Raw genomic sequence first — 26523 nt, forward strand, 5'->3', positions numbered from 1 at the left:
CAAAAATAAAAAAAGGCGGTCTTTTGACCACCTTAAAACTTGTTAATCCCCAGTTTAAAAATCCCAGGCCAGGAAACCGTCCCTAAAAACCTCGAAAACATAGGTAGCTTCAAAAAGCAAGATAAAAATAAGGTAAGAGACCAGGAAAACCGGAGTCCATACAATGGTCCTTCGAAGTGCGCTTTTTTCATCTCGAAGATGCATGAAATCCCAAGCAATATAATACGCTTTCACCAAGGTAAGGACAATGAAAATCCAGTTGAGGAGCTTCATATCCAGAAAATAATTTCCTGCCAAAATAGCCGGTTTAAATATCCCCAACAATACCTCCACCGCAGTTACAATGGACAAAAAGATAAGGACACCCCAGATTTTTTGGGTGTTGGACTTAAATTTCAATAGTCCTCTAAAAATTTCTAGTTTATGTTCGTGTGCCATAAGTTATCTCAAACAATTTTTTAAATTCCAACCGCAATCGGAATGCCTATAATTTATACCAGGTAAAAGAACGTAAATACAAATACCCAAACCAAATCCACAAAGTGCCAGTAGAGTCCTACCTTTTCCACCATTTCATAATGGCCCCTTCTCTCATAGGTTCCCAATATCACATTAAAGAATATGATAATATTGAATACCACACCAGAGAATACGTGGAAACCGTGAAAACCGGTAATGAAGAAGAAAAAGTCGGCAAATAAGCGGCTACCGTATTCATTGCGAATAAGATTGGCCCCTTCAACTACACGCACAGCGTCTTTTAACCTGGCCAGCGATTGTTTTCTATCCAGAACGGTCTTTTCACCTTCTTCATTGATTTTCTCCGTTCTGATCAATATGGATGGGTTTGATTTAAAACCTTCAACAACCTCATTTAAGGAGTAGGATGTTTGGTAACCTTCTTTTTCAAACCATATCCCTTCACTACTGGTATGCTTTATTCGGTCCTCCGGCAGTGCGGTGGAAAAATCCGCCAGGGCCGCACGTTCGCCCGTCTCCGCATTTACAAACTGCAGGACCCTTCCCCCTTTGGTCTCCAAAGCGCCATAATCCCCTTTTATAAAGGTGGCCCATTCCCAAGCTTGGGAGCCAACGAAAATTGCACCACCAATAATGGTCAAAAATAAGTAGAGTATAACCTTGTTCTGCTTCATGTTATGTCCGGCATCCACCGCCAGTACCATGGTCACGGAAGACATAATAAGGATAAAGGTCATGAACGCCACATAGATCATGGGGAAATTCCCATGAAAAAAAGGAATGTGGGTAAATACCTCATCGGCAATGGGCCAGGTCTCTATGAATTTGAACCTTGAAAAACCATAGGCCGCAAGAAATCCGGAGAAGGTCAATGCATCCGAGACTATAAAAAACCACATCATAAGTTTTCCATAACTCGCTCCCAGTGGTCTGTTGCCACCTCCCCAAACGTTTTCTCCCGAATCGGTAGTTACCGTAGTGTCCATGAAACTCTTTCTTTTTAATAAGATTTCAGCAAAAATAACCGTTTTCTCCTTTAATAAAAGGGCAGTCCAAAGAAAACTTCACAATCCTTGATTTATTTTACAAAGAACATAAACAATATTAAATACACCCATAAGAAATCCAGGAAGTGCCAGAAAGTGGCCCCCAGTTCCAGTCCCAATGTGTTATTTGGTGTGTATTTGCCCTTTATTTGTTTGAACAGCACTACCAATAATGAAATCAATCCTGCGACCACGTGAAGAATGTGCACAAAGGCGATCAAAAAAACATAGGACATTTTTATGTTACTGGTAGGACCCGTAAAATAATAGCCGCTTCCCAACATTTGGGAAAACCCATAGAATTGTAGTACTATAAATACTATCCCCAATGCCAAAGTGGCCAACAACCATCTTGTGGCCATTTTTTGGCTATTTTTCTTTACTGCTTTTTTCGCCAAAATATAGGTAAGACTACTGATCAGGATAATTGCCGTGCTTATAAAAAAGGCCTGGGGCAATTCAATGGTCTCCAGCCAGTCCTTTCGTTTACTACTTACGATGTAAGCACTGGTCCAACCGGCAAAGGCCATAATTAAGCTCACAATACCGAACCAGAGCATCATCTTTTTTGCCCGTGCATTTTTTTCCTGTGGTGTACCTTGGGTCAAGTCCACTCCCATGTCTAAATAAATTTATCAATTACAAAGACCACCTGCATCAACGTGATGTAAGATACACTGGCCAACATTAGCTTTCTGGCAGATGTATTATCCCTATTTTCATAGAGTTTGAATGCAAAAAACAACATTCCCAATCCCATCATAAAAACAATGATTGCCGCTGGTACGGACAATAACAACCTTCCGGTAAAACCGAAAACGGGCATTATGGAAATGACGATCATCCAGATGGTGTATAAAATGATTTGGAGTGCGGTCCCGGTATCTTTACTTCCCGTGGGAAGCATTTTGAAGCCCCCTCTTTTGTAATCATCATCCAACATCCATCCCAGAGCCCAAAAATGGGGGAATTGCCAAAAGAACTGAATCATGAAGAGGGTGCCAGGTTCAATCCCAAAGCTATTTGTAGCAGCCACCCATCCCAACATAAATGGTATGGCCCCTGGAATTGCCCCTACAAAAACGGATAATGGGGTAATGGTTTTTAAAGGGGTATAGACACTGGTGTACAAAAAAATTGAAATTGCCCCGAACAATGCCGTTTTTGGGTTTAGTAAATACAGTGATACAAGGCCTAAGATGGTCATCGTAATGGCTGTGACAAGGGCCATTGAAACCGTGATTCTTCCTGCCGGCAGGGGTCTGTTCCTGGTACGCTTCATCAATGCATCCAGGTCCTTCTCAATAATTTGATTGTAGGCATTGGAAGCACCTACCATACAATACCCGCCAAAGGCCAAAAGTATAACGGAAAACAATTCTATTTGGTAAGCACCAAGAAAATAACCCGCAATGGAAGAGAAGACCACGCTTACGGCGAGACGTACTTTGGTCAATTCCTTAAAATCTGAAAAGACCAAGGCCCATGATTTGTTAAGCGTTCCTACGGCAGACTTCATCCAGTTGAGTATTGGCCTGCAAAGATACACCCGAAGCCTTTTTCATGCAACAGCCCATTTTATCTACAATACAAAAAACCGACTTGCGTCGGTTTTTTGTATTAGTTTAATTTTAGCCTTTCTTACTGCAACTTAAAGTTGATAGGAATACTGAATGGCACTTTTACCGCTCTTCCCCTTTGCTTTCCAGGAGTCATCTTGGGTAGTTTTTCTATGATCCTTCTTGCCTCAGCTTCCAGATTTTTGTCCGGACCCCTTAGTCTAACATTACCTATGCTACCATCCTTCTGAATGGTGAACATAACGGCTACCCTTCCCTGGATTCCCATTTCCTGGGCAATTTCAGGATACCTGAAATTTTTACGAATGTGCTTCTGCATCATTTCCTGAAAGCATGCCTTTTTATTGCTTGAACCTTCGCAACCTGGAAATACGGGCACGTCCTCAATTACGGCAAAAGGAACCGAAATGTCTTCTTCTACTTCTTCAACCTCCACTTCCTCAACTTCCATAACCTCTTCTTCCTGACTGGTCTCTGTAGACTCTATGACCGTTTCCTCTACCTCCTCTTCATCTTCAACAACCTCAATTACTTCCGGAGCGGCCGGAGGTGGTGGTGGTGGTGGTGTTTTGATCTGTTCCGTCATAGGTACTTCTTCGTCCAATTGGTCCTCAACATTCAAAGAAATGTCATAGTCGTTGGTTTTATCATATTTCTTCCACTCCAATCCTCTCCATACCAATAACATTACAATGGCCAGACCAATTACAAAATACAGGGCACTATTTCTTCCTACGTCAGCTTTTGGGTTCTTTTTTGGTTCCATATCCTTTTTTTAATCTTCGCTAATTTAACCAAATATTTAAAACAGCCACAATTTAACCATTCATTTTCATGTGTCAATGAGTGAACGGTACCTTTGAATGAGTAAACCGCCCATTACAGCTCCTGCCAAATTTGCCAAAACATCCCAAACTTCCGCTGTGCGACCAAAGGGCATTATGGATTGGAGCAGCTCGATAAGCACTCCATAGCTAGTGGAAAAACCGATAAGAAGTCCTACCCTTTTTCCCATGGATAGGTGTTTATGGAAATTCTCCTTGAGGAACAAAACCCCTAAAACCACCAAAAAGAGATGAAACACAACATGTACGATTTTGTCCAAATTGGGAAACCAAATCATGTCCTCACCTTCTGATGAAAATGAAAAAAGGCTGAGTGAAGTTATCAACACCAGCCAACCTATGAACAAAATTGTGAATTTTCTTTTTTTAAGCACCAACTAAAGCCTTATAGTCACTATCACTGAGTAACTCCTCCGCTTCTTCGGGGTTTGACAATTTTATTTTGATCATCCATCCTTCTCCATAAGGATCGGAATTCACTTTTTCCGGTTCATCTTCCAAGCTTTCATTAAATTCAATGATCTCACCGCTTAAGGGCAAAAACAGATCGGATACCGTTTTTACGGCTTCCACCGTACCAAAGACTTCTTCCTTGTCCAAGGTCTCGTCCAAGGTTTCCACTTCCACATAAACGATGTCCCCCAATTCCCCTTGGGCAAAATCAGTGATTCCTACAGTGGCCACATCACCTTCTATTTTTACCCATTCGTGGTCTTTGGTGTATTTTAATTCTACCGGAATATTCATTTGCAACTAATTTTGAGTCTCGACAAAGTTAAATTAATAAGGGAATCGGCAAAGGGTTTTTTGGGTTTTCTATTATAATCCATCCATTACCCTAAGGTCAATTTCCAAAGTTGTACCTTAACGTAAAACCGGCATTTATGGTAGTCTGTGGGAATGCCGTGGAAACCTTGAACTGCGAAAAGGAATGATCGTAAAAGAAAATGGCATTCAGACTGCGGCTCAAGGCGTAATCCGCATTTAATTTAATGGACCATAATTCCTGGCCCGCAGTAATCTGATTGTTGTCAATATCCAAATTTCGAATAATGGTAATATTGTCCCGCAGTGAAAGATCGGCCCTGATATTTAAATCCCCTTTCAGTCGCGTTCGCTCCCCCCCAATATTGGTGACAAATTTTACATCCTTAAAGCGGTACCCCAAGCCCAAGGTGTATTCCTTTCCGTTGATTTCCGTGAGCAGGCTGTTGTCAAAACTCAACGACAATGTTCGATCCGTACGGACCTCGGCAAGGACACTAAAGGAGCTTTTCATTTCAAAATCCAGTCGCATCAAGGGGTTGAATTCATCCATTAGGACCACATTGTTGATGATATTCTCTGGCAATATATTCCCTGTTTCCGAATTAATTGCAGGAAGTCCATCATTGAGCAATTGCTCCCTTTCCAGATTGGTCTGAAATGAATTGACGCTATAGGACGAACGATAACCGTGTTGCAATGAAAAACGTTTGAATTTCTTCTTGAACCATCGGTTTTTCATCAATCCCGTATATTTAATGTTCCAGTTGGGGATAGGTATTTCCCTAAAGGCATCCAGGTTAACCCGATTCACATCCTGACCGGTATACGCCGCAAAAAAGGCCGGCAACAACACTTCCTGACTTGTTTTACCGTAACCCACAGGGAAGCCTTCCTCATCCCTGTCCTGAACATTTATTCCCCTGTCGGCAATAATCCTATTGGCAATTGTCAATCGGTTGTCCTTAAATTCCTCAAAGGTTTGGGAATCAAATTCATCACTTTTTTTGAAAATCGTCCCCAACATCATGGTGGAAATGCTAAAATTGCCCATATCGTTGATCAGGCCTGTTTGTCCCTGGGCCCACAGATTGGGCACATAGTTCTCCTGCAGACTATTTGAAATTTGACGGTCTGCCAGGATATCAATGGTCAAATCCTGTGTGGGCTGTGCCGTAGCGGTAATGTTCAGGTTCTTGGTACTGTTCTGCAAATATTGGGAGTTGAATTCCGGAAAATAGGTCAACCATCCCCGTCTCGCCGCCTCAAAACGAACATTGCTTTGGCTACCAAACACAAAACCCAAGGTTGGCCTGGAAGTTCCTATAAAACCTATGGATTGGGAATATCCCGGCAATACCTTTCCATTGTTTTCACTGTAATTGACATTGACCCGTTTGACCATGGTCAAAATGTCCACCAGGGTATTCCATGTTTTGGTGGTCTTCCCTTTTGGTTTTTTATCTTCCCCATCCTCGGTGGCACCCCTTGGTGGTGCAATACCCCCGGACAGTTTACCACTGCGTTTCTTTAAGCCTATAAGATCGTAGAAACTTTGCATGGTCAAATTGGCCGTTAGGTTGTGGGTGTTCGCATTTTGGACCGTATTCACCTGAGCATTGGGATCGTTCAAAGCCTGTGCGGCCACTTCATTTATGGCATCGCCCCCCCGTTGCCAATCAAAATTACTGGTGTAGGTATACTGCGCATTGATAAAACTGAGGAATGGGAACTTGTTAAAGGGCAATTCATAGTTCAACTGCATTTGTTGCGAATGCCTATTGGGCTCCCCAACATCAAAAAAGCCATCCCATAAATCCAAGGTATTGTCAATTATGGGCCTTCCCTCAAAATCCGCTTCGGAAGTGAAATAGTTCCTTACAATATTGTTGTTTGAAGCGGTCAGATTTAACCTCAAGGACCTTGTGATGCTATAATTTAAAGCGTATTGCCAATTAAAAAGATAATTTCGTTGCTGTAAAACGGGTAAATTCAAGGCCTCCACTCCAGGTTCCAGGACATCCCTAAAACGCTGTTGGTTAAAAGAACGGTTATAATTGGCATTCAACGAAATACTTGTTGGTAGTACATTAAAGTTGAAATCCTTTAACCACTGCCAGTACTTCCCTGTTAACAAAGAATCCGATTTTGCCAAAGGCGCTACCGTGGCCGGCTTAAAATTATGGTTATATACAAACCCCGTATTTACATTTTCGTCCTGTAGGTCGGCAATTTCAAAATCCCTGTGGTTGGTTTTATTGTACGAATAATTAAACGTAAAATTTTCAATGTCATAAAAATTGGCATCGGCCTCTTCGCCCCTATTTTTCCGAACCCCAATAAGGTTGATACTCCTTCTCTTGGTATAATCCTCTGCTTGCTCCCTGGTTTGTTCCGCATCTTCCGATGTTTGTGCAGCATCAATAAGGTCATCCAATTTTAGATCATCGAATACGGGATCAAATTCCGGGGTGATCAATGTTTCCGAAATACCAAAATTGAACGGTATTTGGAGCCCCCATTGTTTGGGGAACAATTGGCCAACGTTCACATTGGTCACCACATCATAGGAAATGGCATCCTCCCGGGCCCTTTCGTTGGGCAATTGGTCCAGGGTACCAAAACCGGAGGTACTTGTACTCGCTGTGGCACTTACATTGGCAAAATCGGCCATATTGGCATCCAAGGCTGCAATAGCGGCCCAACCTCCATTATTGTCCAATCCCGCCAAGCGTAGTTCGTTGAACCATACCTCGCCCCTGGCAGGGAGATCATCAGTGTTTTTAATTCCCACCATCATCGCACGTAGACTACCAAAGGAAGGATTTCCCTTAATTCCAATCCTGTTCACTCCCAAGGTTCTTGGTGCAAACTCATCCACTTCCACAACATCGCCATTGACCACTTCATAAAAGCGTAGTTCATTTAAAGGTACACCATCATTACGCTGTGCGATACGTAAGGACTTTACCTTGTTTAAATCGGAAAGGTCAATATCAATTTCATTTACGGAAGGCCATATCTCTTCTGCCGTAGAAGAACCAAAGGGGGTAAATTGTAATGCCCTTTCAATCTGGTAAAAATTCTCTGAAAAATCAGTTCCAATCCTTAAAAATCCCACCAATGGGGTATCATCATCGGAATAGTCCGAATTGAATAATTTCTCGGCATGCATAAACATTTTAATACGCTCATACTGCCGTACGTCTATATTCACATTTTTAAAAACCCCCCGACTGTCCTGGGATTCCAGATTTTCCACCAAAAACGAAAGTGATTGTTCATTTTGACGGATAATGGTATTGTTATTGTTCAATTGCTCTCGAATAACCCCCGGGGGCAGCACATATGGAATGGGTATCCTTCCACTATTTTCCTCAATATTTACGGTGTTCACATCAATCAATGTGCCATCGTCCGAAGGAATATCATCCACACCTGGCTGTAAGGTGTTGGTATAACTACGCCAGTCCCCACGCACCAAATCCAAGGTGGCGAAACGAAGTACCACATTATCTGAAAATCCTGTAAGGTACATCCGCATAAAACTTATGGACCTGAAATCGGTAATGCCACCAACGGCATCCGTAAAATCCGTCAATGGTATCTTATATTGGATCCATCGATAATCTACCTCCCCTCCATTTGGTATTCGATTACCTCTAGCTGTACCTTCTACAATATCCGTTACATAACGGTCATCCGTTGTGGTATTGGGACCAATGGGAATCCTATACTCGTAGTAGCTATTGATCGTGTTCATGGTCAAATCCCGATCGACATCCTCAACATCCGGCAAAGTCGTAGAGCCCCTATCCGTATTGGTAACGGTTACCGGGGAATTGCCCTGTGGGTTGTTAAAATCCAGATAACGTTCCAATATGCCCCCTTCCCGATTCAAATAATAGATATAATTGTCCAGGGCGGGGTCATCAGCGGGCCCATTGTATATCGCCGCTTCCTGTGCATCATCAATACCGTCCAAACCCAGATCTTGCTGCGTTCTATTGGTCTCATCGGCATCAAAGGCATAGACCAGGGATTGGGTGGAAGGTACCTGCCCCCAAATAGTTTCCCTTGGGATTTCATTATTTGTGCTGGCCGGTAACCCATTTTCGTATTGTTTTCTTCCGTCCTTAAGGATATCCTCAGAAATATTTCCCATATTCAGCACCAATTCCCCTGTATTTGCACCCGTTGTTTCGCCGTCCACATAAGGGTCCAATACCCAGAACTGTACAAACTCCACATTGGATTGCTCAAAATTGGTACTGCTCAAGGAACGCATAATCCCCCCCCAGTTATCCTGGGGTGTTCCGTCAAAGGAAGGATTTGCGTTGTACGGTCCTTTTTGGTTCGGGTAGTAGGCAATGTCCAAAGTTCCCTGGACCGTAGTTTGACCTTGCGGTACATCCACTGGAGGAAAAACCTCGTCGATAAAAATCCTTCTGGTAGTGTTCAATGAGATATCATCGTCCGTTATCCCACTCGGTCTTTGATTGGTATAAAAGATGGGATCTATCGTATACCACGACATTTTGGCACGTTCAAATCCCACATCCAAACCTGTGAGTCCATTGGCAAACTCTTCGGGCGGGCTGGCCAAAAACCAGCCGAGGGACGATCTAATATCAATCAATGCCTGGGCCCCTTCAAAATCGTCCAGGAAAGTAGTGGTTTCCCCTTGGAAGTCCGCATTTTTAGGCGAATTGGGGCTTAAAAAGGCAAATTCCCCCCTAACGGATAGGTTGGAAGGGACATCGGTATCGATATTGGGTAATTTATTGGCCAAACGGGTCAGAAAGGGAAGTTCGGTGCTAAAGTTTCCATTGAGACCAAAAATGGTATTGTTCACCGGTTCTATTCCAAAATTCGCCTTTTGGGTCAATGGCCTTTCATTAAGATTAAGCAAAGTGGCCCCCAAAACAAAATTTTCATTGAACTGGTGTTCCACATTGATGCCCGTGAACCTCCTCGTCTGCTGGCCAAACACGGCATTGTTCTCCACGGAAATGTTTATGGGTGTATTGGAAGCCTCCAAACTGGGGTCCAATAGTTGAACGGTCCCTGCCTGGTAGTTTACCGTATAGTCTATTCCCTCCTGCAATTGCCTACCACCGGCAGTTACCCGAACAGAACCCCTGGGCACGTTGAATGCACCAATGGGAATACCATTATTGCCCTGTGATTTGTAACGTCCCTTGATTTGAAAGCGGTTTTTTTCGGCATCCTGTAAAGAGGCGGCCTTGGTCTTGGCGTACATATTTCGGAATACATACCGCTGCTGGTTTACGTTATAGCCCTGGTCATTCTCCACGTCATAGGTACCTCCTCCCAACAAATCGAACAAAAACTCCCCAAAGGGTTCAACCTTGGTAAAAATGATTCGTCCCGTTTGGCTGTCAATGGTAATCCCAGGCAGGTAATCAAAGAAGCCATCACCTCCGGACTGTACATCATTGTAAATGTTCAATCGATCCAGATTGAACACATTGATCAAAATCCTATCTTCCAGATTACTGGGCCAACCGACGTTCGGATCTACGGGAAGGATGTAGTTTCTTGGTGTGGGATCGGTATAGAGAATATTCATCCTAAAATCCTCCTGACTCAATTGAAAAGCGCCTGTGGAATAGATATTCTTCATCATCAAATCCCAAATGGGGTCGTCCACGTTGGTAATGTTGCTCTTTAAAAGCTTTAAGACCAAGGTATTGTTTTCTATGATTGGTGTTGCCCCTCCGGAAACCGTTGTAGCATCTATACCTCCATTGGCAAATTCACCCACCTGGAAGACCTCCCCATTGAACGTATATTGAAATGCTACCGCCAAAACCTCGTCATTGCTCAACCGTTGGTTCAACGAGATATACCCCAGTTGGGAATTGAATTGATAATCCCGAACCACTTCCAACTTTCTGGCATTTTCCAAAAAGGCATAATCAAATCCCTGAGTGGGGTTATAGCCTCCGGTAGCCGCCAAGTTAAATCCCTGTTCCACCGTTGCGATATCCCTGATATTTTCGTTCAATGCCCCCCCATTTCCAATTAATGCAGGATCGTAGTCGTTGGCATTGTTTCTAGGTAAAATACCATTGCCCATCACATTAAAGAACGCAGCAGGGGGTGGTGATCCCAATCTGTTTCCCTCAATCTGTATCCTGGTTTTTTCTTGACCATTTATTCCCAATCGCCCCTCTCCCAAATCCTGGATTGCCACAACGTTTCGCACGTTCAAGGTCTGCTGGTTTCGGTTGGTCACCCAAACTTCCAACCGGGTAATCTGTACCTGACTGTTGATAAAGGGGTAATTTTCCAAAGCACGGTCATAATTGTCCCTAAAGTATTGTGCCAAAAAGAAGTGTCTGTCCTCATCGTAGTCCAAAGCCGTAAGGGCAAACTCATTCAACGTTCCCCCTCCCTGGGCCACTACTGTATTGTTTTGGGACTGTTGCTCGGAAAATACCGCGGTTACCGTGGTTCTTCCAAATTGTAGTTGCGTCTTTACACCAAAAAGACTTTGCGCTCCTTGAATCAACGAACTGTTCAGGGGCATATTGACATTACCAATCTCTATTTTTCTAAGGATATCGTCTTCTGTAGGGGTATAGTCCAATTTTACCAAATTCTGGAAATCGAAAGTAGCCTCGGTATCATAATTGGCCGTCACTTGAAGCCGTTCCCCTACTTTTCCGAGCATACTGAGGCTGATTCGCTGATCAAAATCAAAGGATAGATTGGTCCTATTTCTCGGGGATAGGGCCGGATTATCATTTTTCTGCCAAATAACGCCCAAATCCATAGCAACGGACCCTTGTGGAATCACCTCAATGGTGTTACCACCAAAAACAGATTCAAAGAAACTGCTGTTCACATAAAAATTGGGCAGTAGGTTTTTCCGGGCCTCTTCACTACCTTCCTTTTTACCCGTAAACGCGTCTATTTTCTCCTTGAAATAGGATTTCATGCTTTCCTTCTGAATCAGGTCATAATACTGTTCCGGAGTTAAGAAAAGTGGATAGTTTACATTGAAGTTACCGACACTTTCGGTATATACATACCTATCGATCTTAGGGTCATAGGAGTATTTTGAGACGATACTTTCCGGATTGTCCAAGAGAATTTTTCCAAGGGCCGCCCCAGTCTTCACCGAGTCTTGCGCCTGTTCATTAGCCTCTTGGGCACTAAGGTGTAACCCGAGTCCCAATAGTAGTACAACAAAGAATAGTGGCTTAAACCCAAAAGGTTTAAGTTGTGGTAATGCCCCTCTCTTCAAACTATTTATAAATTTTTCAGCGCCTGTTTAATTGTTTCCTCGACGCTAAGGGAGGAATCTTGGGAAAGCACTCGGTCAACGACCTTTTCAGATAGCCTTCTGGTGAATCCAAGAACCTCTAAAGCAGATAACGCTTCTTCTTTGGTTGTATTGTTTGATGGAAGGGAAACTTCGCCCATATCATGGACCTTTAAAATCTTGTCTTTCAATTCCACTATGACCCGCTGTGCGGTCTTGGTGCCAATCCCCTTTACTGCCTGAATTTTCGCCACATCACCACCCGCAATGGCATCCCTTACCTGGACAGGGTTTAGGGAAGAAAGCATGGTCCTTGCAATGCTGGGACCTATCCCAGAGACGGAAATCAACAATAGAAAGATTTCCCGCTCCGTTTTTTCCATAAAACCAAATAGCGTATGTGAATCTTCCTTGACTTGGAGGTGGGTATAAACTTTTATGTTTTCGTTCTCCGGAAGCAAGGAAAATGTATGGAGGGAAATGTTCAAAAAGTAACCCACTCCATTGCATTCCACGATGATGTAGGTAGGATTTTTTTCAACTAGCTTACCTGATAGGTGTGTAATCATGCATTCTCTAATTTTGCCTTTTTTCTTTTCTCCCTTTCTTGGGCATCAATAGCTGCCACGGCCGCCATATTGACCATTTCGTCCACACTTGCTCCCAATTGTAAAATATGGACCGGTTTACGCAGGCCCAACATGATGGGACCAATGGAGTCTGCTTTGTTTAAGCCTTTCAACAACTTGTAGGTGATGTTGGCTGCATCCAAATTTGGAAAAATAAAGGTGTTCACCTTTTTTCCCGCCAATTTGGAAAATGGAAAGTTATTGTGACAGAGCTCTTGGTCCAGGGCAAAATCGGTCTGGATTTCACCGTCAACAATGAGGTCCGGACTTTTATCATGAAGTATTTCCACCGCTTCCCTAACCTTTACCGCTTCTTTATGATTGGAGGAACCAAAATTGGCATAGGAAAGTAAGGCTATAACTGGGTCAAAACCAAAGGTACGGGCCACATTGGCCGTCATTTGGGCTATTTCTGCCAATTCCTCTGCATTGGGATCGATATTGATCGAGGTATCTGCCAGGAACAAAGGACCATGTTCGGTAATCATAATATTGACCGTTGATGCATTTTCCACACCATGGGCCCTTCCAATAACTTCGAAAACCGGACGAAGCACTTTTGGATAAGCCCTTGAATATCCCGAAATCATACCATCGGCCGCCCCTTCCAAAAGCATCATGGACCCAAAATAATTTCGCTTGCCCATATTTACCCTTGCACTATACTCCGTCTCTCCCTTGCGTTTTCGCAACTCCCAAAGCTTATGTGCATATTCGGTTCGTATTTCACTATATTCATCCGATCGCGGATCGATAATCTCGACTTCCGCGTCAAATTCAAGCTCAGCCTTTAGCTGTTGGATCGTAGTTTTATCCCCCAATAAAATGGGAATGGCAATCCCTTCCTCGTAAACAATTTGTGCTGCTTTTATCACATCCAAAAGTTCGGCCTCGGCAAAGACAATACGTTTTGGATTTACTTTGGCACGATTATGCAACATTCGAACTACTTTATTATCATTTCCTGAGCGTTGCATGAGTTGCTCCTCATAAGCCTGCCAGTTTTTTATAGGTGCATTGGCCACCCCACTTTCCATAGCTGCCTTGGCTACGGCAGGAGGTATTTTGGCAATTAACCGGGGATCGAATGGCTTTGGAATGATATATTCCCTTCCAAAAGTCAGCCGGGTGGTATCATAGGTTATATTGACCTGTTCTGGAACGGGTTCTTTGGTCAAATCGGCCAACGCCCTTACGGCTGCCATCTTCATTTCTTCGTTGATCTTGGTTGCCCTAACATCCAAGGCCCCCCTAAAAATAAAGGGAAAGCCCAGTACATTGTTTACCTGGTTGGGATGGTCCGACCTTCCCGTGGCCATAATGATATCATTTCTAACGGAACAAGCCAAATCATAGGCGATTTCCGGATCGGGATTGGCCATGGCAAAAACGATGGGATCCTTTGCCATGGATTCCAACATCCCTGGAGAAACGATGTCCGCAATGGAAAGGCCTATAAACACATCGGCATCCACCATTGCCTCATCCAGGGTATCTATTTTCCTGGCGGTCGCAAATTCGGCCTTTTGGGATGATAGGTTCTCCCGATCTTGCCGAATGACCCCTTTACTATCCAGCATTACCATATTCTTGGCCTGGGCGCCAAAAGCCCTGTACAGTCTGGAACACGAAATGGCGGCCGCTCCGGCACCGCTTATCACTATGCTGACCTCTTCAATCTTTTTTCCAGTCAGTTCCAAGGCATTCAACAATGCTGCCGCAGATATGATTGCCGTGCCATGTTGATCATCGTGCATGACGGGAATATCAAGCTCTTCCTTTAATCGTTGTTCTATTTCAAATGCTTCCGGGGCTTTGATATCCTCCAGGTTGATTCCTCCAAAAGTTGGGGCTATTGTTTTTACGGTTTCCACGAATTTGTCCACATTTTCCGTGTCCAATTCGATATCAATACCGTCAATGTCAGCGAATATTTTGAAAAGAAGGCTTTTACCTTCCATAACCGGTTTTGAAGCTTCCGGACCAATGTTTCCCAGTCCCAAAACTGCCGTTCCATTGGAAATCACCGCTACGGTATTCCCTTTGGAGGTGTATCGGTACACCTCTTCTTTGTTCTTTTCGATTTCCAAACAGGGCTCGGCGACCCCGGGTGAGTATGCCAGGGCCAAATCCCGTTGTGTAGCATAGGGTTTTGTGGGAACCACCTTAATTTTACCAGGATGGGGCTTGGCATGATAAATAAGTGCTTCCCTCCGTTGTTTTTCTTTGCTCATAGGTTCTCGATAAGGGGATAAAGATAAGGGCATTTCAACGTTTGGGAAACACCCTTATTTTTTGGTCCGAAATTAGGTGGATGATCCTCCCGTATCCAAAGCACTATCCAATTTATCCTTGGGCAAGTTCAAGCGCATGGCAAGAACTCCAGCAATCATAAAGAAGATTCCTCCAAAAATAATGGCCTGGGTAGCATCATTGCCCAATACATTTTTAATGATTGGTCCAAAACTCACGGTTTGTATCAACATTGGGATCACAATCATCATGTTCACGATTCCCATGTATACCCCCCGACGTTCCTCCGGTATTACTTTGGAAACCATAGCGTAAGGAATACCCATCATTGCGGCCCATCCTATACCAAACAGCACCATAGGGATGAGCAACATCCATTTGTTCGCAATAAACGGCATACTCAGCATGGCAACAGCGGTTAGGAACAAACAGACCACATAGACCAGCTTTGATCCTATCTTGGCGGCCATGGGAACCAAAGCCAACGCAACGATCATGGTAATGAAATTATACGTTCCGTTCATTAATCCGGCATGACCCAAGGCTTGTTCTGCCAAGGATTGCACATTTTGCGCAAAGGACATGTCATCGGCACTAATTTCGGCACCTGCTTTGCATGCTGCCATAATGGATTCGAACTTTTCATTGTCTTCATTGGAAATCCCAAATAAGCTGGTACGCAACATTGGCGGCAAAAATTGCCAGTACACAAAAAGGGCGTACCATTGAAATAGATAAACTGCAGCCAGTTTCCATAGGAATCCCGGCATTTTACCTATGGCTTCCGCAGCCTCCAAAAGGGGATCCAAGGTATCCCCAAGTTTTTTTATTGTTCGATTATTGGGATTGTTTTTAATAATTCGATAGAGCATGAATAACCAAAGAAAGGCAAATACCAATACAATAATTACCCATAGATTAATATTGTCCCACAATTGTGGCAGCCCACTTGCTACCAGGTACCCTAATAACAACGGCACGGAAAAAATTACAAAAAGAACACTCAAAATCTGAATGATTGGGGCGGGAGTCCCTTCATTATGCTTTCTAATTTCTTCCAATTCTTCGGCTACGGGTGGAATTTCCGGTGTTTTCCATACGGACCACATCACTGTTCCTATGGATGCCAATGCTCCCAAGAAAAATGAGTAATACACCCATGTTGGAATGGACGAAACGTTTTCTGTGGCAGTGCTACAAAGTCCAGCCGTTTCATCCGCTGGGATACTAAACCAATGCTGAAAAGCAAATAGCGAAAGATTGGCCAACGTAATACCTGCTCCCACAAATAGGCTTTGCATTTGATACCCGTACGTCAATTGCTCGTCCGGCAATTTATCCCCTACAAAGGCACGGTAGGGCTCCATTGCCGTATTGTTACCGGCATCCAAAATCCAAAGAAGGCCAACTGCAAACCAGAGTTCCGGGCTAAATGGAAAAGCAAAGAGACAGAGGCTCGCCAAAATCGCACCGATCAGAAAAAAGGGCTTTCTTCTCCCTCCCCATTTTGGGGACCATGTCTTATCGGAAATTGCTCCAATGATAGGTTGAATCAAGAGCCCCGTAACAGGACCTGCCAGATTTAAAAGGGGCAGCTCGTCATGATGAGCTCCCAAAAAGGAGAAAATGGGACTTACCGCCGTCTGTTGGAGGCCAAAACTGAATTGGATTCCGAAGAATCCCACATTCATATTCCAAATTTGCCAAAAGTTGAGTCTAGGCTTTTCAATTTTCATCATAGCCATTACGAAGTTTAGTTAGTTACGGATTGTATCTGAATCTTTCTGGATTCAAATTACCTTCCAATATAAGCTTTTTACCCTTTTGTTTAAAAATTTACCTCCAATGGAATCCAATTCTTACCCATGTATCCTGCTATACCTCCATAAGTGGTTTTACAACCCCATGTTCCGTCCCTAAGATCGTGAACCGTAACCCGATTAGGTCGGCTTCCAATGAAATCCTATTGTCCCCATCGGACCATTCGAGAGACAGTACATCATCCGGGGTTTTCCTAAGATTAAAATCCCCTTCAAAGGCACTATGTGTATTTCTCAGCTTCATCAGCAAAGCCAATTTTTGGAACATGGAACCCGACGTTTTCCTTACAATTTCGTCCTTGGTGTAATAATGCCGGTTGATATCCCGTCCTACGTTGGTTGCTTCCAACAACTGCATATCATTGGCATCACCAAAAAGCCCGACATAATAGACCTGAGGGACCCCAGGCACAAAAAACTGGATGGCCCTTGCCATGAGATAGGCGTTTTCATCCTTACCCAGGGCTTCAAAATAGGTGCAGTTCACTTGGTAGAGATCAAGATTGGAAGCCGCGGCACCGGTTGCTTTTAAACTACTCCCTTTACTATTCGCATGTACTTTGTCCACAATACCGTCCAAGGTCGAATCTGGAATAAGTCCTTGTTCGTCTCCCTCCGAAGCGACATCAACAATTCCGATACCATCATGGGTATCCAGTACGGTTATCACGTTTCTGGGAGCAATGTTCAGCCACTTTTTAAGATTTTCGGCATTGCCATGAAAAAGCGCATCCAAAACCAAAACCGGCAAGGCAAAGTCGTACACAAAATCCACTTTCTTCGCAATTTCAATTTGGGTCTTATAGAAAGCGTGTATTTCCACAAGTACCTCAATACCCCTCTTCCTTGCTTTTTTGGTCAGTTCATCAATAAAGTCAAAAGTTTCCGGAATCATGAAACAAGAGGTTCCCGCACTTTTAATGGCGTAGCCAGCCGCATCCAACCGAATCATGGTTACCCCTGATGTTTGATAGCGGTCCAATATGGACTCCAAATAGTTTTTGCCTTCCTTGGAATGGACATCGATATCTATTTGTTTTTGGGTGAAAGTGGTCCATATCAAACGTTGCTCCCCATTTGCCAGTTTAAACTTACTGAACGGAAATCCAGGTCTGGGCCTGTAAATGGTTAACAAGTCCTTTTCCGTAGCCCCATTGGGAAACACCTTTTCAAAGGTCAAAAACAAGGAGGCATATTCCGAATCCTCTCCCTTTATCAAATAATCCTTGAACTCGGCAGAATCTGCGGATACATGGTTCACAATTAAATCGGCCATGACATCAATGGACTGGCTCAGTTTTTTAATGGCATCCCAATCCCCGAGCCTTGGATCGATCTTGAGATGGTCCATGGGATCAAAGCCTGCATCTGCACCATCGATTGGATAAAAAAATGGGAGGATATGAACTCCGCCAAAAAGTTCCTTTAGTTCAACATTCAAAAGCTGATCCAGTTCAGCAATATTTTTACAACCAATGCGGTCCACATAGGTAATGAGTTGGATCTGGTTTTTCATGCCGTAGTTTGGATTTATAAAAAGTAAATGGGTGCGAATCTACTTTTTCAAAAACTCAATATTACGCTTTAATCCAGAAAATTTTGTCCGTTTTACTGCCGATTTCGCAAATAATTTTCCGAAAACGTTTGAAGTTATTTCTTCCCAATCCTTTTTGTCCATTGAGAGCAGTTCCGGATGCGGATTGAACAGGGGTTCCCGATGTGGTGTTGAAAATCGATTCCATGGACATACGTCCTGACAAACATCACAACCGAACATCCAATCCTCAAACTGTCCACTGAATTCCGTGGGTATTTCATTTTTTAACTCAATGGTAAAATAAGAAATGCACTTACTGCCGTCCACCACATAAGGTTCCACTATGGCCTGGGTGGGGCAGGCATCTAAACATGCGGTACACGTACCACAATGGTCCGTAGTTGGCGAATCATAATCCAATTCCAAATCAATGATCAACTCGGCAATGAAATAAAAAGAGCCCACCTCCTTGGTCAAAAGATTGCTGTGTTTCCCCATCCATCCCAAACCACTTTTCGCAGCCCAGGCCTTGTCCAAAACGGGAGCGGAATCCACAAAGGCACGTCCGTGTACTTGTCCAATTTCCGTTTCCACAAATTGCAATAGCTGTTTGAGCTTGTCCTTTATCACAAAATGATAATCCCTCCCATAAGCATACTTTGAAATTTTGTAGGATTCGGGGTTCTGCGTTTGCGAAGGAAAATAATTCAGTAGTAAAGAGATTACCGATTTTGCGCCTTCCACCAATTTTGTGGGATCCAGCCTTTTGTCAAAATGGTTTTCCATATACCGCATTTCCCCATGCATATTGTTGTTCAGCCATTTTTCCAAACGCGGGGCCTCTTCTTCCAAGTATTCGGCCTTGGATATACCACAGGACAAAAAGCCCAGGCGTTTGGCCTCTGCTTTTATGGCATTGGTATATCTGGTCTTACTTAGCACGGCACCCTTTTTTCAAATTCCAAAATGGCATTCTTTGGTCTTAAGGTAATCAATGGAAGGATTTCTATGGTCTTTGTAGTAGGAGTAATTTTTAGGTCCTTTATTAATTCCGAAATCACCATTTGCATCTCAAACATCGCAAAATTGTTGCCGATACACATTCTGGGCCCTCCCCCAAAGGGATAATAATGATCGGAATGTTGGTTTGGGGGACCCTCAAAACGCTCGGGTAAAAATTCCAAAGGGTCTTCCCAATACTTGCCATGCCTATGGATTTCAATCACCGAAAAAAGTAAGGGGGTTTTGGGCTTTAATGCCATGTTTTGAAATTCGTCCGCGTTGTGGTTCATTCGGTCTATAAAATAAGCGGGAGGATACAGTCGCATGGACTCTTCCAAGACATATCTGGTTATTTTCTGGGACATCAGTCCAGCCATCAAATCCTGACCTTCAAGTTGCTTGTTCTCTCTATAGATCCGTTCCTGGTATTTTGGATATTTCGCCAACAATTGGCAGGTAAAGCTCAGGGCATTACTCGTGGTTTCATGTCCCGCGGTGAAAAGGATCATGATTTCATCTATCATCTGTTCTACGTGCATGGAGGTTCCGTCCTCGTATCGTGCATCCAGCAGCATATCCAAAAGGTCGTCCTTTCGTTCCCCATCAGCTTTCCTTTTAACAATAAGTGCCCGTATCAGTTCCCTTGCTTCTTGGACCATTGCCAAATGCCTGTCCAATATACCACTGGCCTTGAACCACCACCCCAAATAGGGCTGTCGTAACTCCCGTACCAGCATTTTTTGGGAAGCTTCAACAATGGTCTGTAACCTATTGATGGCCACCTCGTCCACAGCTCCACTAAAAAGGGACTTCGCTACCACTTGAAAGGCCAGTCGACCAAAAATGGTTTCCACATTTACTTTTTTCCCTTCGGGGATTACGGCAAGCTCCTGTTTTATCGTTTCCTGCATTATCCCCATTAACTGCGCTAAATGCCGTTTATGGAATGCCGGTTGGATAAGCTTTCGCTGTTTTTTCCAATGCTCCCCTTCCGAAGTCAACAATCCTTTTCCAATATACTTGGCAACATCCCTTGTCTGCACCCTGGATTTGGTGTAATTTCTTTGGTTCTTCTGAAGGGCATACTGAAGAAAAGCGGCATTTCTGGAAAAGAGGATCCGATTTCCAAATCCCAGATGTAGCTGGAAGGTATCCCCTTTTTCTTCAAAATTATCGTGATGAAAGGGCAGTGGGTTTTTTACGATTTCCAATGCCCGTTTAAGGAAATCAAAAAAAGATACTTTAGGAATATGCCGACCCTTTTCCATTTGGTATCAGAAAAGTCCGCCCTGGGTACCACCTTTAACGCGACCCAAATGTGTATATGCCAATTCCGTGACTTCCCGACCGCGCGGCGTACGCATAATAAATCCTTGCTGTATCAAAAAGGGTTCGTAAACTTCTTCAATGGTTTCAGCACTTTCGGACACCGCTGTGGCCAGTGTGGTTATTCCCACCGGCCCCCCTTTGAACTTATCAATAATGGTAGAGAGGATTTTATTGTCCATTTCGTCCAGCCCATGGGCATCCACGTTCAATGCTTTTAGACCAAACTTTGAAATATCGATATCTATGGTTCCGTTCCCCTTGATCTGTGCAAAGTCCCTTACCCTTCTCAGCAGCGCATTGCAGATACGGGGCGTTCCACGGCTTCGTCCAGCAATTTCAATGGCGGCCTCGTTGGAAATGGGAACTTTCAATATTTCCGCACTTCGCTCCACTATGGTGGACAGCAGTTCGGTATCATAATACTGTAATCTACTCGAAATGCCAAAACGTGCCCGCATGGGTGCGGTCAATAATCCCGAGCGTGTCGTTGCCCCAACCAGGGTAAAAGGACTCAAATTGATCTGTACCGTGCGGGCATTGGGGCCCGTCTCCAACATAATGTCAATTTTGTAATCCTCCATGGCAGAGTAAAGATATTCTTCCACAATAGGACTCAACCGATGTATTTCATCAATAAAGAGAACATCCCGCTCTTCCAAATTGGTCAAGAGGCCCGCCAAATCACCTGGCTTATCCAATACTGGTCCGGAAGTGACTTTAATCCCTACTCCCAGTTCATTGGCCAAGATATGGGCCAAGGTTGTTTTTCCCAATCCGGGAGGTCCATGGAACAAGGTATGATCCAAAGCTTCACCACGCATATTTGCCGCTTCAACAAAGACCTTAAGGTTTTCCAATACTTGTGCCTGCCCCGTAAAATCATCAAAGGTTATGGGACGTAGCGCCCTTTCTATATCCAGTTCTTCCTGGGAAAAATGATCGTTTGAGGGGTTCAAGTTCTCGTTCATGACCCAAAGATAAGGCAATTAGGCCATAAGCATTTCAAATTATAAAGGGATGGCAAACAACGGTTTTTGTTGTATTTTCAGTGCATGACGAATACAGTTTATCCCAAGGGAATTTTACCCTATATCCCTTTCTTTTACGTGATTTGGTCAGACGATTTGTTGTCTGCTTCCGAAATTCAAGTGGTACAAAAGGCCATTACATCAGACCCCTCACTCAACGAAAAGGAAAAAGCACAATTGTGGTCTTGGCTGGACCGTTCCAATCCACCCAACAACTCCGAAATTAAATCCTGGCAAACCTTGATTACCTCCAGCAAAGCAACATTGGTGGAATCCGAAATCTATCCCTTGGAAACCTTTTCCCGTAAAGTGGCCCAGCACTTTACCCATAAGGGCGATCCCAATGAATATTTACAATATATAGAGCGAACTCTAGGCATACAGCCCAACCACTACAACCATTTGTTCAATGTTACCGTAGTACATCAAATCAATTCCGATCGATACAACCCGGGGGACCTAGATCAAATTCTAAACCAAAAAGGATGGGAGGTTGTCCAAGACTTTAGAAACTACCTTAAAAATGACCTCTATAGCTGGGCCGTCCATCGTTCAAAAGAAGATGCGCGGGCCATAGTCCTGAAACAACTGAACCACTTGGCCAAAGATGGGTGGGGAGCGTACGGTTATCCGGAGGCCTATGGAGGAAGAAATGATATGGAAAACTACGCCACCATATTCGAACACCTCATGTTTGTAGATGGTAGTTTGGGCGTGAAATTTGGAGTCCAGTTCGGGCTTTTTGGTGGGAGTATCCAAAGTCTGGGAAATGATGAACAACGCAGGCGCTATTTGACAAAGGCAGGTAGTGCCAATCTCCTGGGGTGTTTTGCCATGACGGAAACAGGTCATGGAAGTAATGTCCGCGGCATCAATACTACGGCTACCTATATCCATAAGGAAAGGGCCATTGTTATACATACCCCAGGGGAAAATGATAACAAGGAATACATTGGTAACGCCTTACATTCCAAAATGGCCACTGTTTTTGCCCAACTGTTGGTGAACGGCAAAAACGAAGGTGTACACGCTATTTTGGTACCCTTGAGGGATGACAAACACGAAGAACTTCAAGGAATCCGTATAGCGGACAATGGATACAAACTTGGTCTTAATGGGGTGGACAACGGAAAGATTTGGTTCCACCAGGTAAAAGTTCCCGTAGAAAACCTTTTGGACAACTACGGGGGCATCGCTTCGGATGGAAACTATCAATCCCGAATAAAAAATCCGAACAAACGATTTTTCACCATGCTGGGCACCTTGGTCGGGGGACGCATTTGTGTTGCAAAAGGGGCTTTGGCAGCCGCAAAAATGGCACTGGCCATAGCGGTAAAGCACAGTTTAAAAAGACGCCAATTCAACGACTCGATTAAAATTCAGGAAGACTTGTTGATGGACTATCCAACCCACCAACTAAGACTTATTCCAAGGGTGGCCAGCTGCTATGTTTATCACTTTGCCCTGCAACGGGCCATGGCGGAGTATGCTTCCAATACATCCGATGATAAACGCAAAATAGAAACCCAAGTTGCGGGACTCAAAGCAATCATCACCTGGTTTTCTTCGGCGGCAATCCAAGAAAGCCGGGAAGCTTGCGGTGGAAAGGGTTATTTACTGGAGAACCGCATTGGGGACTTAAAAAATGATTCGGACATCTTTACCACTTTTGAAGGGGACAATACCGTGCTCTTACAATTGGCCGCCAAAGGGGTATTATCGGATTTTAATGCTGAATTCAATTCGGGGGGATTTACCAGTGTATTGAAATTCTTGCGGAGCCAACTCTCCGATAAATTAACCACCATAAACCCCATGTACTCCAACAAAGTGGATAGTGAACACCTCTACAACCCTAAGTTTCATTTGCACGCATTGGACTTTAGATTACGCCGCTTGACCTATACCGCGGCAATGCGCATTAGAAATTACATTAAGAAAGGTATTCCGAGTTACCAGGCTTTTTTAAAGACACAAACCCATTTGTTGGAAGTTGGTAAAGCCTACAGTGCAGTTCTTGCCCTTACCTGGTATTATGACAAGATCGATGGTATGGAAGAAGGGGAATACAAAAACCTGTTTTATCAAATTGGGGCACTTCATTCGTTATATACCCTCCGAAAAGATGCCGACTGGTATTTGGAGCAAGGTTATTTCGGAAGCACAAAATCCAAAGCCATTAGACAGCGTGTAGAACGCCTAAGTTCGGAACTCAGGCCCTATGTCAAAGCTTTGGTGGAAGGTTTTGGAATTCCAGAACATTTAATGACGGCCCCCATAGCGAGTTAGTCCCCTTTCTTTAGCAATTGGGAAGTATCCAGAAATTCCTCCACGGCAACTTTAGGGTTTCCATAAAGATGGGTTTTGGCGTTTCCACTGGATTTTAAAGTAAACGTCCTATAGGCATTGATACGGGCAAATCCGGATTCCTTGATGGTTAGGTCTACTTCCGCCGCCTCAAGTTTATCCGCTTTTAGCTTTGTATTGGTTTTCATCTCTGCCCGTAAGCTCTCCGTAGTTCCTTCCAATGTGAGTGAGGTACTGTCTTCCAAATTGATGTTTTTTGCCCCGCTTACCGCATAAATGACACCGTCGGTTTTATGCTTCATACTTACATTAAGCGAATCGATATCCAAATTCAGGTTCATGGTACTATTATCTTCCGCATTTACATTGGCCATAAATCCACTCGCCTCGATATCCAGTTCGGCATTCCCGAATGTGTTCAAATAAAGTTCATCTGAAGAAATGACCTCGTTGCTAAAAACTTTCCCTTCTTTTACCGTAATGGCCATTAACTCCCTGTAATTTACCGTTATCTCCAACTTCTTTTTGGATACAATATCATAGAATGAGGAAATAACCAAGGTACTGTCCACCACATCAAACTTTAAAACATCCACCAAATTATCGTCCGCGATTATTTCGTAGCCTTCACCGAAGGACTTTTTAAGTTTTATGTCCAAATTGTGGGACAATTCAATGGCCGTAAAAGCAGGTAATTGTTCACTGACTTCAGTTACCGAACGGTTTCCCTTAATTTTCGGTTGCCGCTGTGAAATCAGGAGTAGGGGCATCACCAAAAAGAAGATGGAAATGAATCTTTTCATATTTCAATATTAAGTGCTTCTTTAAAATAACGAAAAAAACAAGGATACATTTTTTGTTGAATGAAAAATCCGTGCCATTATAAACAAAAAGAGGCTGTCTAAAAAGACAGTCTCTTTTTTTTGTTTTGGACCCAAAGGATAGTAACTTCAGGTTATGAGCCGAAAACAAGTCTGGAAGACCGATTCCCAATCCCAATTGAGCCTATTGCCGCCGAGTTATGACGATTTAGTACCGGTGAACCACCCGGTCCGTGTTGTCAACACAATTTTGGAAAGTATAGATCTGGGCGGTTTGGAGGCCACCTATAAGGGAGGCGGCACATCCAGCTACCATCCTAAGGTACTGTTGAAGATATTGGTCTATGCCTATTTGCGTAACCTTTACTCCTCACGCAAGATAGAACGGGCCTTATCGGAGAATGTACACTTTATGTGGCTCTCGGGCTGTTCCATCCCTGACCACAATACGATAAACAACTTCCGTTCAGGAAGGCTCAAGGGCAGGTTCAAGGCCATATTCAACCAAGTGGTGGCACTGTTGGCCGAGCAGGGCTACCTAAGCCTGAGGGACATTTATGTGGACGGCACCAAGATAGAGGCCAATGCCAACCGTTACACCTTTGTCTGGGCAAAGGGGACCAAGACCTCGCGCAGGCGTATCGAGAAGCAGTTAAGGGAACTATGGTCGTATGTCGAGAAGGTATATGCCCAAGAGGAACAATTGCCCAATGAGCCAAGCTTCGCGGCCATTGACCCTGAAGAAGTAACCAAAACCGTCGATACCATTAATGATGCCCTTAAGGATAAGGAAGTGGACAAGAAGGTAAAGCAGAAGCTCACCTATGCCAAGAAGAACTGGCCGGACAAAGTGGCCAAGTACAATGAGCAGGATAAGATACTTGGCAATCGTGGCAGTTACAGCAAGACCGACCCCGATGCCACCTTCATGCGGATGAAGGATGACCATATGAAGAACGGACAGTTGAAAGCGGGCTACAACATCCAGGGGTCATCCAACAACCAGTTCCTTGTCAATTACACTTTGGAACAAAGCCCTACCGACACTACAACACTTCCCGGCCACCTTGAAGAACACCAAAGCAGTTTTGGCCAAATGCCGGGAAGGGTGACCGCTGACTCAGGCTATGGCAGTGAGGAAAACTATCAAAAGATGGAAGATCAGGGCATCGATGCCTTTGTCAAGTACAATTATTTCCACAAAGAACAACAGGAGGCCAAGTCGGGCAAGGTCAAAAAGCCCTTTACCGTGGACAAGCTCCATTATAATGAACAAACCGACACCTATTATTGCCCTATGGGTCAAGGGATGACCCATATTGGAAGCTTTCAACGGACCACTAAGAAGGGATACCTACAGACCATACACCAATACCAGGCCAAAAACTGTTCGGGATGTCCCATCCGCCCCCCTGCCACAAGGCCAAAGGCAATAGGGTCGTGGAACGCAACCATAACCTGGAACGCCACAAACAAAGGGCAAGGGAAAAACTGCTCTCCGAAGATGGTATCGCCCACCGCAAACAAAGGTGCTGGGACATAGAGGCCATTTTTGGAAACATAAAGCAGAACATGGCATTCAAACGCTTTATGTTAAGGGGGATCGAAAAGGTAGAGACCGAATTTGGACTCATTGCAATGGCACATAACCTCAAAAAGCTAAGTCTGGCCCTTTGAAACCAACCTTGAACCCTTCAACCATAAACAAACGGAAAAATAACTTCCCAAATCCAGAAAATAGGACAAACAAAAAAAGTCGCCTAAAAATTACTTTCTAGACGACCTCT

The 26523-nt window shown here is 43.9% G+C and carries 17 protein-coding genes and 1 pseudogene; 2 read left to right on the forward strand and 16 right to left on the reverse strand.

Features of this window, described 5'->3' with window-relative positions; translation table 11 throughout:
- Window positions 1-54: 54 nt before the first annotated feature.
- The 15 genes from L0P88_RS04620 to ruvB form a co-directional block, all read right to left on the reverse strand.
- Window positions 55-438, reverse strand: a complete 384-nt coding sequence (locus tag L0P88_RS04620; RefSeq protein WP_247133457.1) for a cytochrome C oxidase subunit IV family protein — start codon at window positions 436-438, stop codon at window positions 55-57.
- Window positions 439-491: 53 nt separating this feature from the next.
- Window positions 492-1466, reverse strand: a complete 975-nt coding sequence (locus L0P88_RS04625) for a cytochrome c oxidase subunit 3 (RefSeq protein ID WP_247133458.1) — start codon at window positions 1464-1466, stop codon at window positions 492-494.
- 92 nt (window positions 1467-1558) lie between these two features.
- A complete protein-coding gene (locus L0P88_RS04630; protein ID WP_247134835.1) occupies window positions 1559-2140 on the reverse strand; it encodes a heme-copper oxidase subunit III in 582 nt (193 codons plus the stop codon).
- An 8-nt stretch (window positions 2141-2148) separates the two neighbouring features.
- Window positions 2149-3045, reverse strand: coding sequence for a heme o synthase (cyoE, locus tag L0P88_RS04635; RefSeq protein ID WP_247133459.1), 897 nt, complete (start codon window positions 3043-3045; stop codon window positions 2149-2151).
- A 122-nt stretch (window positions 3046-3167) separates the two neighbouring features.
- Window positions 3168-3872: an energy transducer TonB gene (locus tag L0P88_RS04640; protein WP_158776968.1), complete on the reverse strand. Its 705-nt coding sequence runs from the start codon at window positions 3870-3872 to the stop codon at window positions 3168-3170.
- Between the two features lie 66 nt (window positions 3873-3938).
- Window positions 3939-4325, reverse strand: coding sequence for a VanZ family protein (locus L0P88_RS04645; protein ID WP_409557710.1), 387 nt, complete (start codon window positions 4323-4325; stop codon window positions 3939-3941).
- A complete protein-coding gene (gene gcvH, locus L0P88_RS04650) occupies window positions 4318-4698 on the reverse strand; it encodes a glycine cleavage system protein GcvH (protein ID WP_247133461.1) in 381 nt (126 codons plus the stop codon). Before gcvH ends, L0P88_RS04645 begins: the two co-directional genes overlap by 8 nt.
- 97 nt (window positions 4699-4795) lie before the next feature.
- On the reverse strand, window positions 4796-11992 hold the full coding sequence (gene sprA, locus L0P88_RS04655) for a cell surface protein SprA (protein ID WP_247133462.1): 7197 nt from the start codon (window positions 11990-11992) through the stop codon (window positions 4796-4798).
- Between the two features lie 5 nt (window positions 11993-11997).
- Complete coding sequence (ruvA, locus tag L0P88_RS04660) at window positions 11998-12579, reverse strand: Holliday junction branch migration protein RuvA (RefSeq protein ID WP_247133463.1); 582 nt, start codon at window positions 12577-12579, stop codon at window positions 11998-12000.
- On the reverse strand, window positions 12576-14873 hold the full coding sequence (locus L0P88_RS04665; RefSeq protein ID WP_247133464.1) for an NADP-dependent malic enzyme: 2298 nt from the start codon (window positions 14871-14873) through the stop codon (window positions 12576-12578). The genes ruvA and L0P88_RS04665 overlap by 4 nt, the downstream gene beginning before the upstream one ends.
- Before the next feature lie 72 nt (window positions 14874-14945).
- The gene (locus L0P88_RS04670; protein WP_247134836.1) at window positions 14946-16628 is read right to left on the reverse strand and encodes an MFS transporter; all 1683 of its coding nucleotides are present in this window, start codon (window positions 16626-16628) and stop codon (window positions 14946-14948) included.
- Window positions 16629-16767: 139 nt separating this feature from the next.
- Entirely contained in the window at window positions 16768-18228 is a 1461-nt protein-coding gene (gene gtfA / locus L0P88_RS04675) for a sucrose phosphorylase (protein WP_247133465.1), read from the reverse strand.
- Between the two features lie 39 nt (window positions 18229-18267).
- On the reverse strand, window positions 18268-19191 hold the full coding sequence (gene queG / locus L0P88_RS04680) for a tRNA epoxyqueuosine(34) reductase QueG (RefSeq protein WP_247133466.1): 924 nt from the start codon (window positions 19189-19191) through the stop codon (window positions 18268-18270).
- Window positions 19185-20519: a cytochrome P450 gene (locus L0P88_RS04685; protein ID WP_247133467.1), complete on the reverse strand. Its 1335-nt coding sequence runs from the start codon at window positions 20517-20519 to the stop codon at window positions 19185-19187. The genes queG and L0P88_RS04685 overlap by 7 nt, the downstream gene beginning before the upstream one ends.
- Window positions 20520-20525: 6 nt before the next feature.
- Window positions 20526-21548 carry a Holliday junction branch migration DNA helicase RuvB gene (gene ruvB / locus L0P88_RS04690; RefSeq protein WP_247133468.1) on the reverse strand — a complete coding sequence of 341 codons (1023 nt, stop codon included), beginning with the start codon at window positions 21546-21548 and terminating at the stop codon, window positions 20526-20528.
- Between the two features lie 84 nt (window positions 21549-21632).
- Between ruvB and L0P88_RS04695 the strand changes: the two genes are divergently transcribed.
- The gene (locus L0P88_RS04695; protein ID WP_247133469.1) at window positions 21633-23897 is read left to right on the forward strand and encodes an acyl-CoA dehydrogenase; all 2265 of its coding nucleotides are present in this window, start codon (window positions 21633-21635) and stop codon (window positions 23895-23897) included.
- On the opposite strand, the gene L0P88_RS04700 is transcribed toward L0P88_RS04695, so the two are convergent.
- The gene (locus tag L0P88_RS04700; protein WP_247133470.1) at window positions 23894-24718 is read right to left on the reverse strand and encodes a GIN domain-containing protein; all 825 of its coding nucleotides are present in this window, start codon (window positions 24716-24718) and stop codon (window positions 23894-23896) included. The two genes, L0P88_RS04695 and L0P88_RS04700, sit on opposite strands and share 4 nt — an antisense overlap.
- A gap of 154 nt (window positions 24719-24872) precedes the next feature.
- Here L0P88_RS04700 and L0P88_RS04705 point away from each other — a divergent pair.
- A pseudogene (locus L0P88_RS04705) lies at window positions 24873-26413 on the forward strand (IS1182 family transposase).
- Window positions 26414-26523 lie beyond the last annotated feature (110 nt).

Origin of the sequence: Muricauda sp. SCSIO 64092 (genome assembly GCF_023016285.1) — a bacterium.
GTDB lineage: Bacteria > Bacteroidota > Bacteroidia > Flavobacteriales > Flavobacteriaceae > Croceivirga.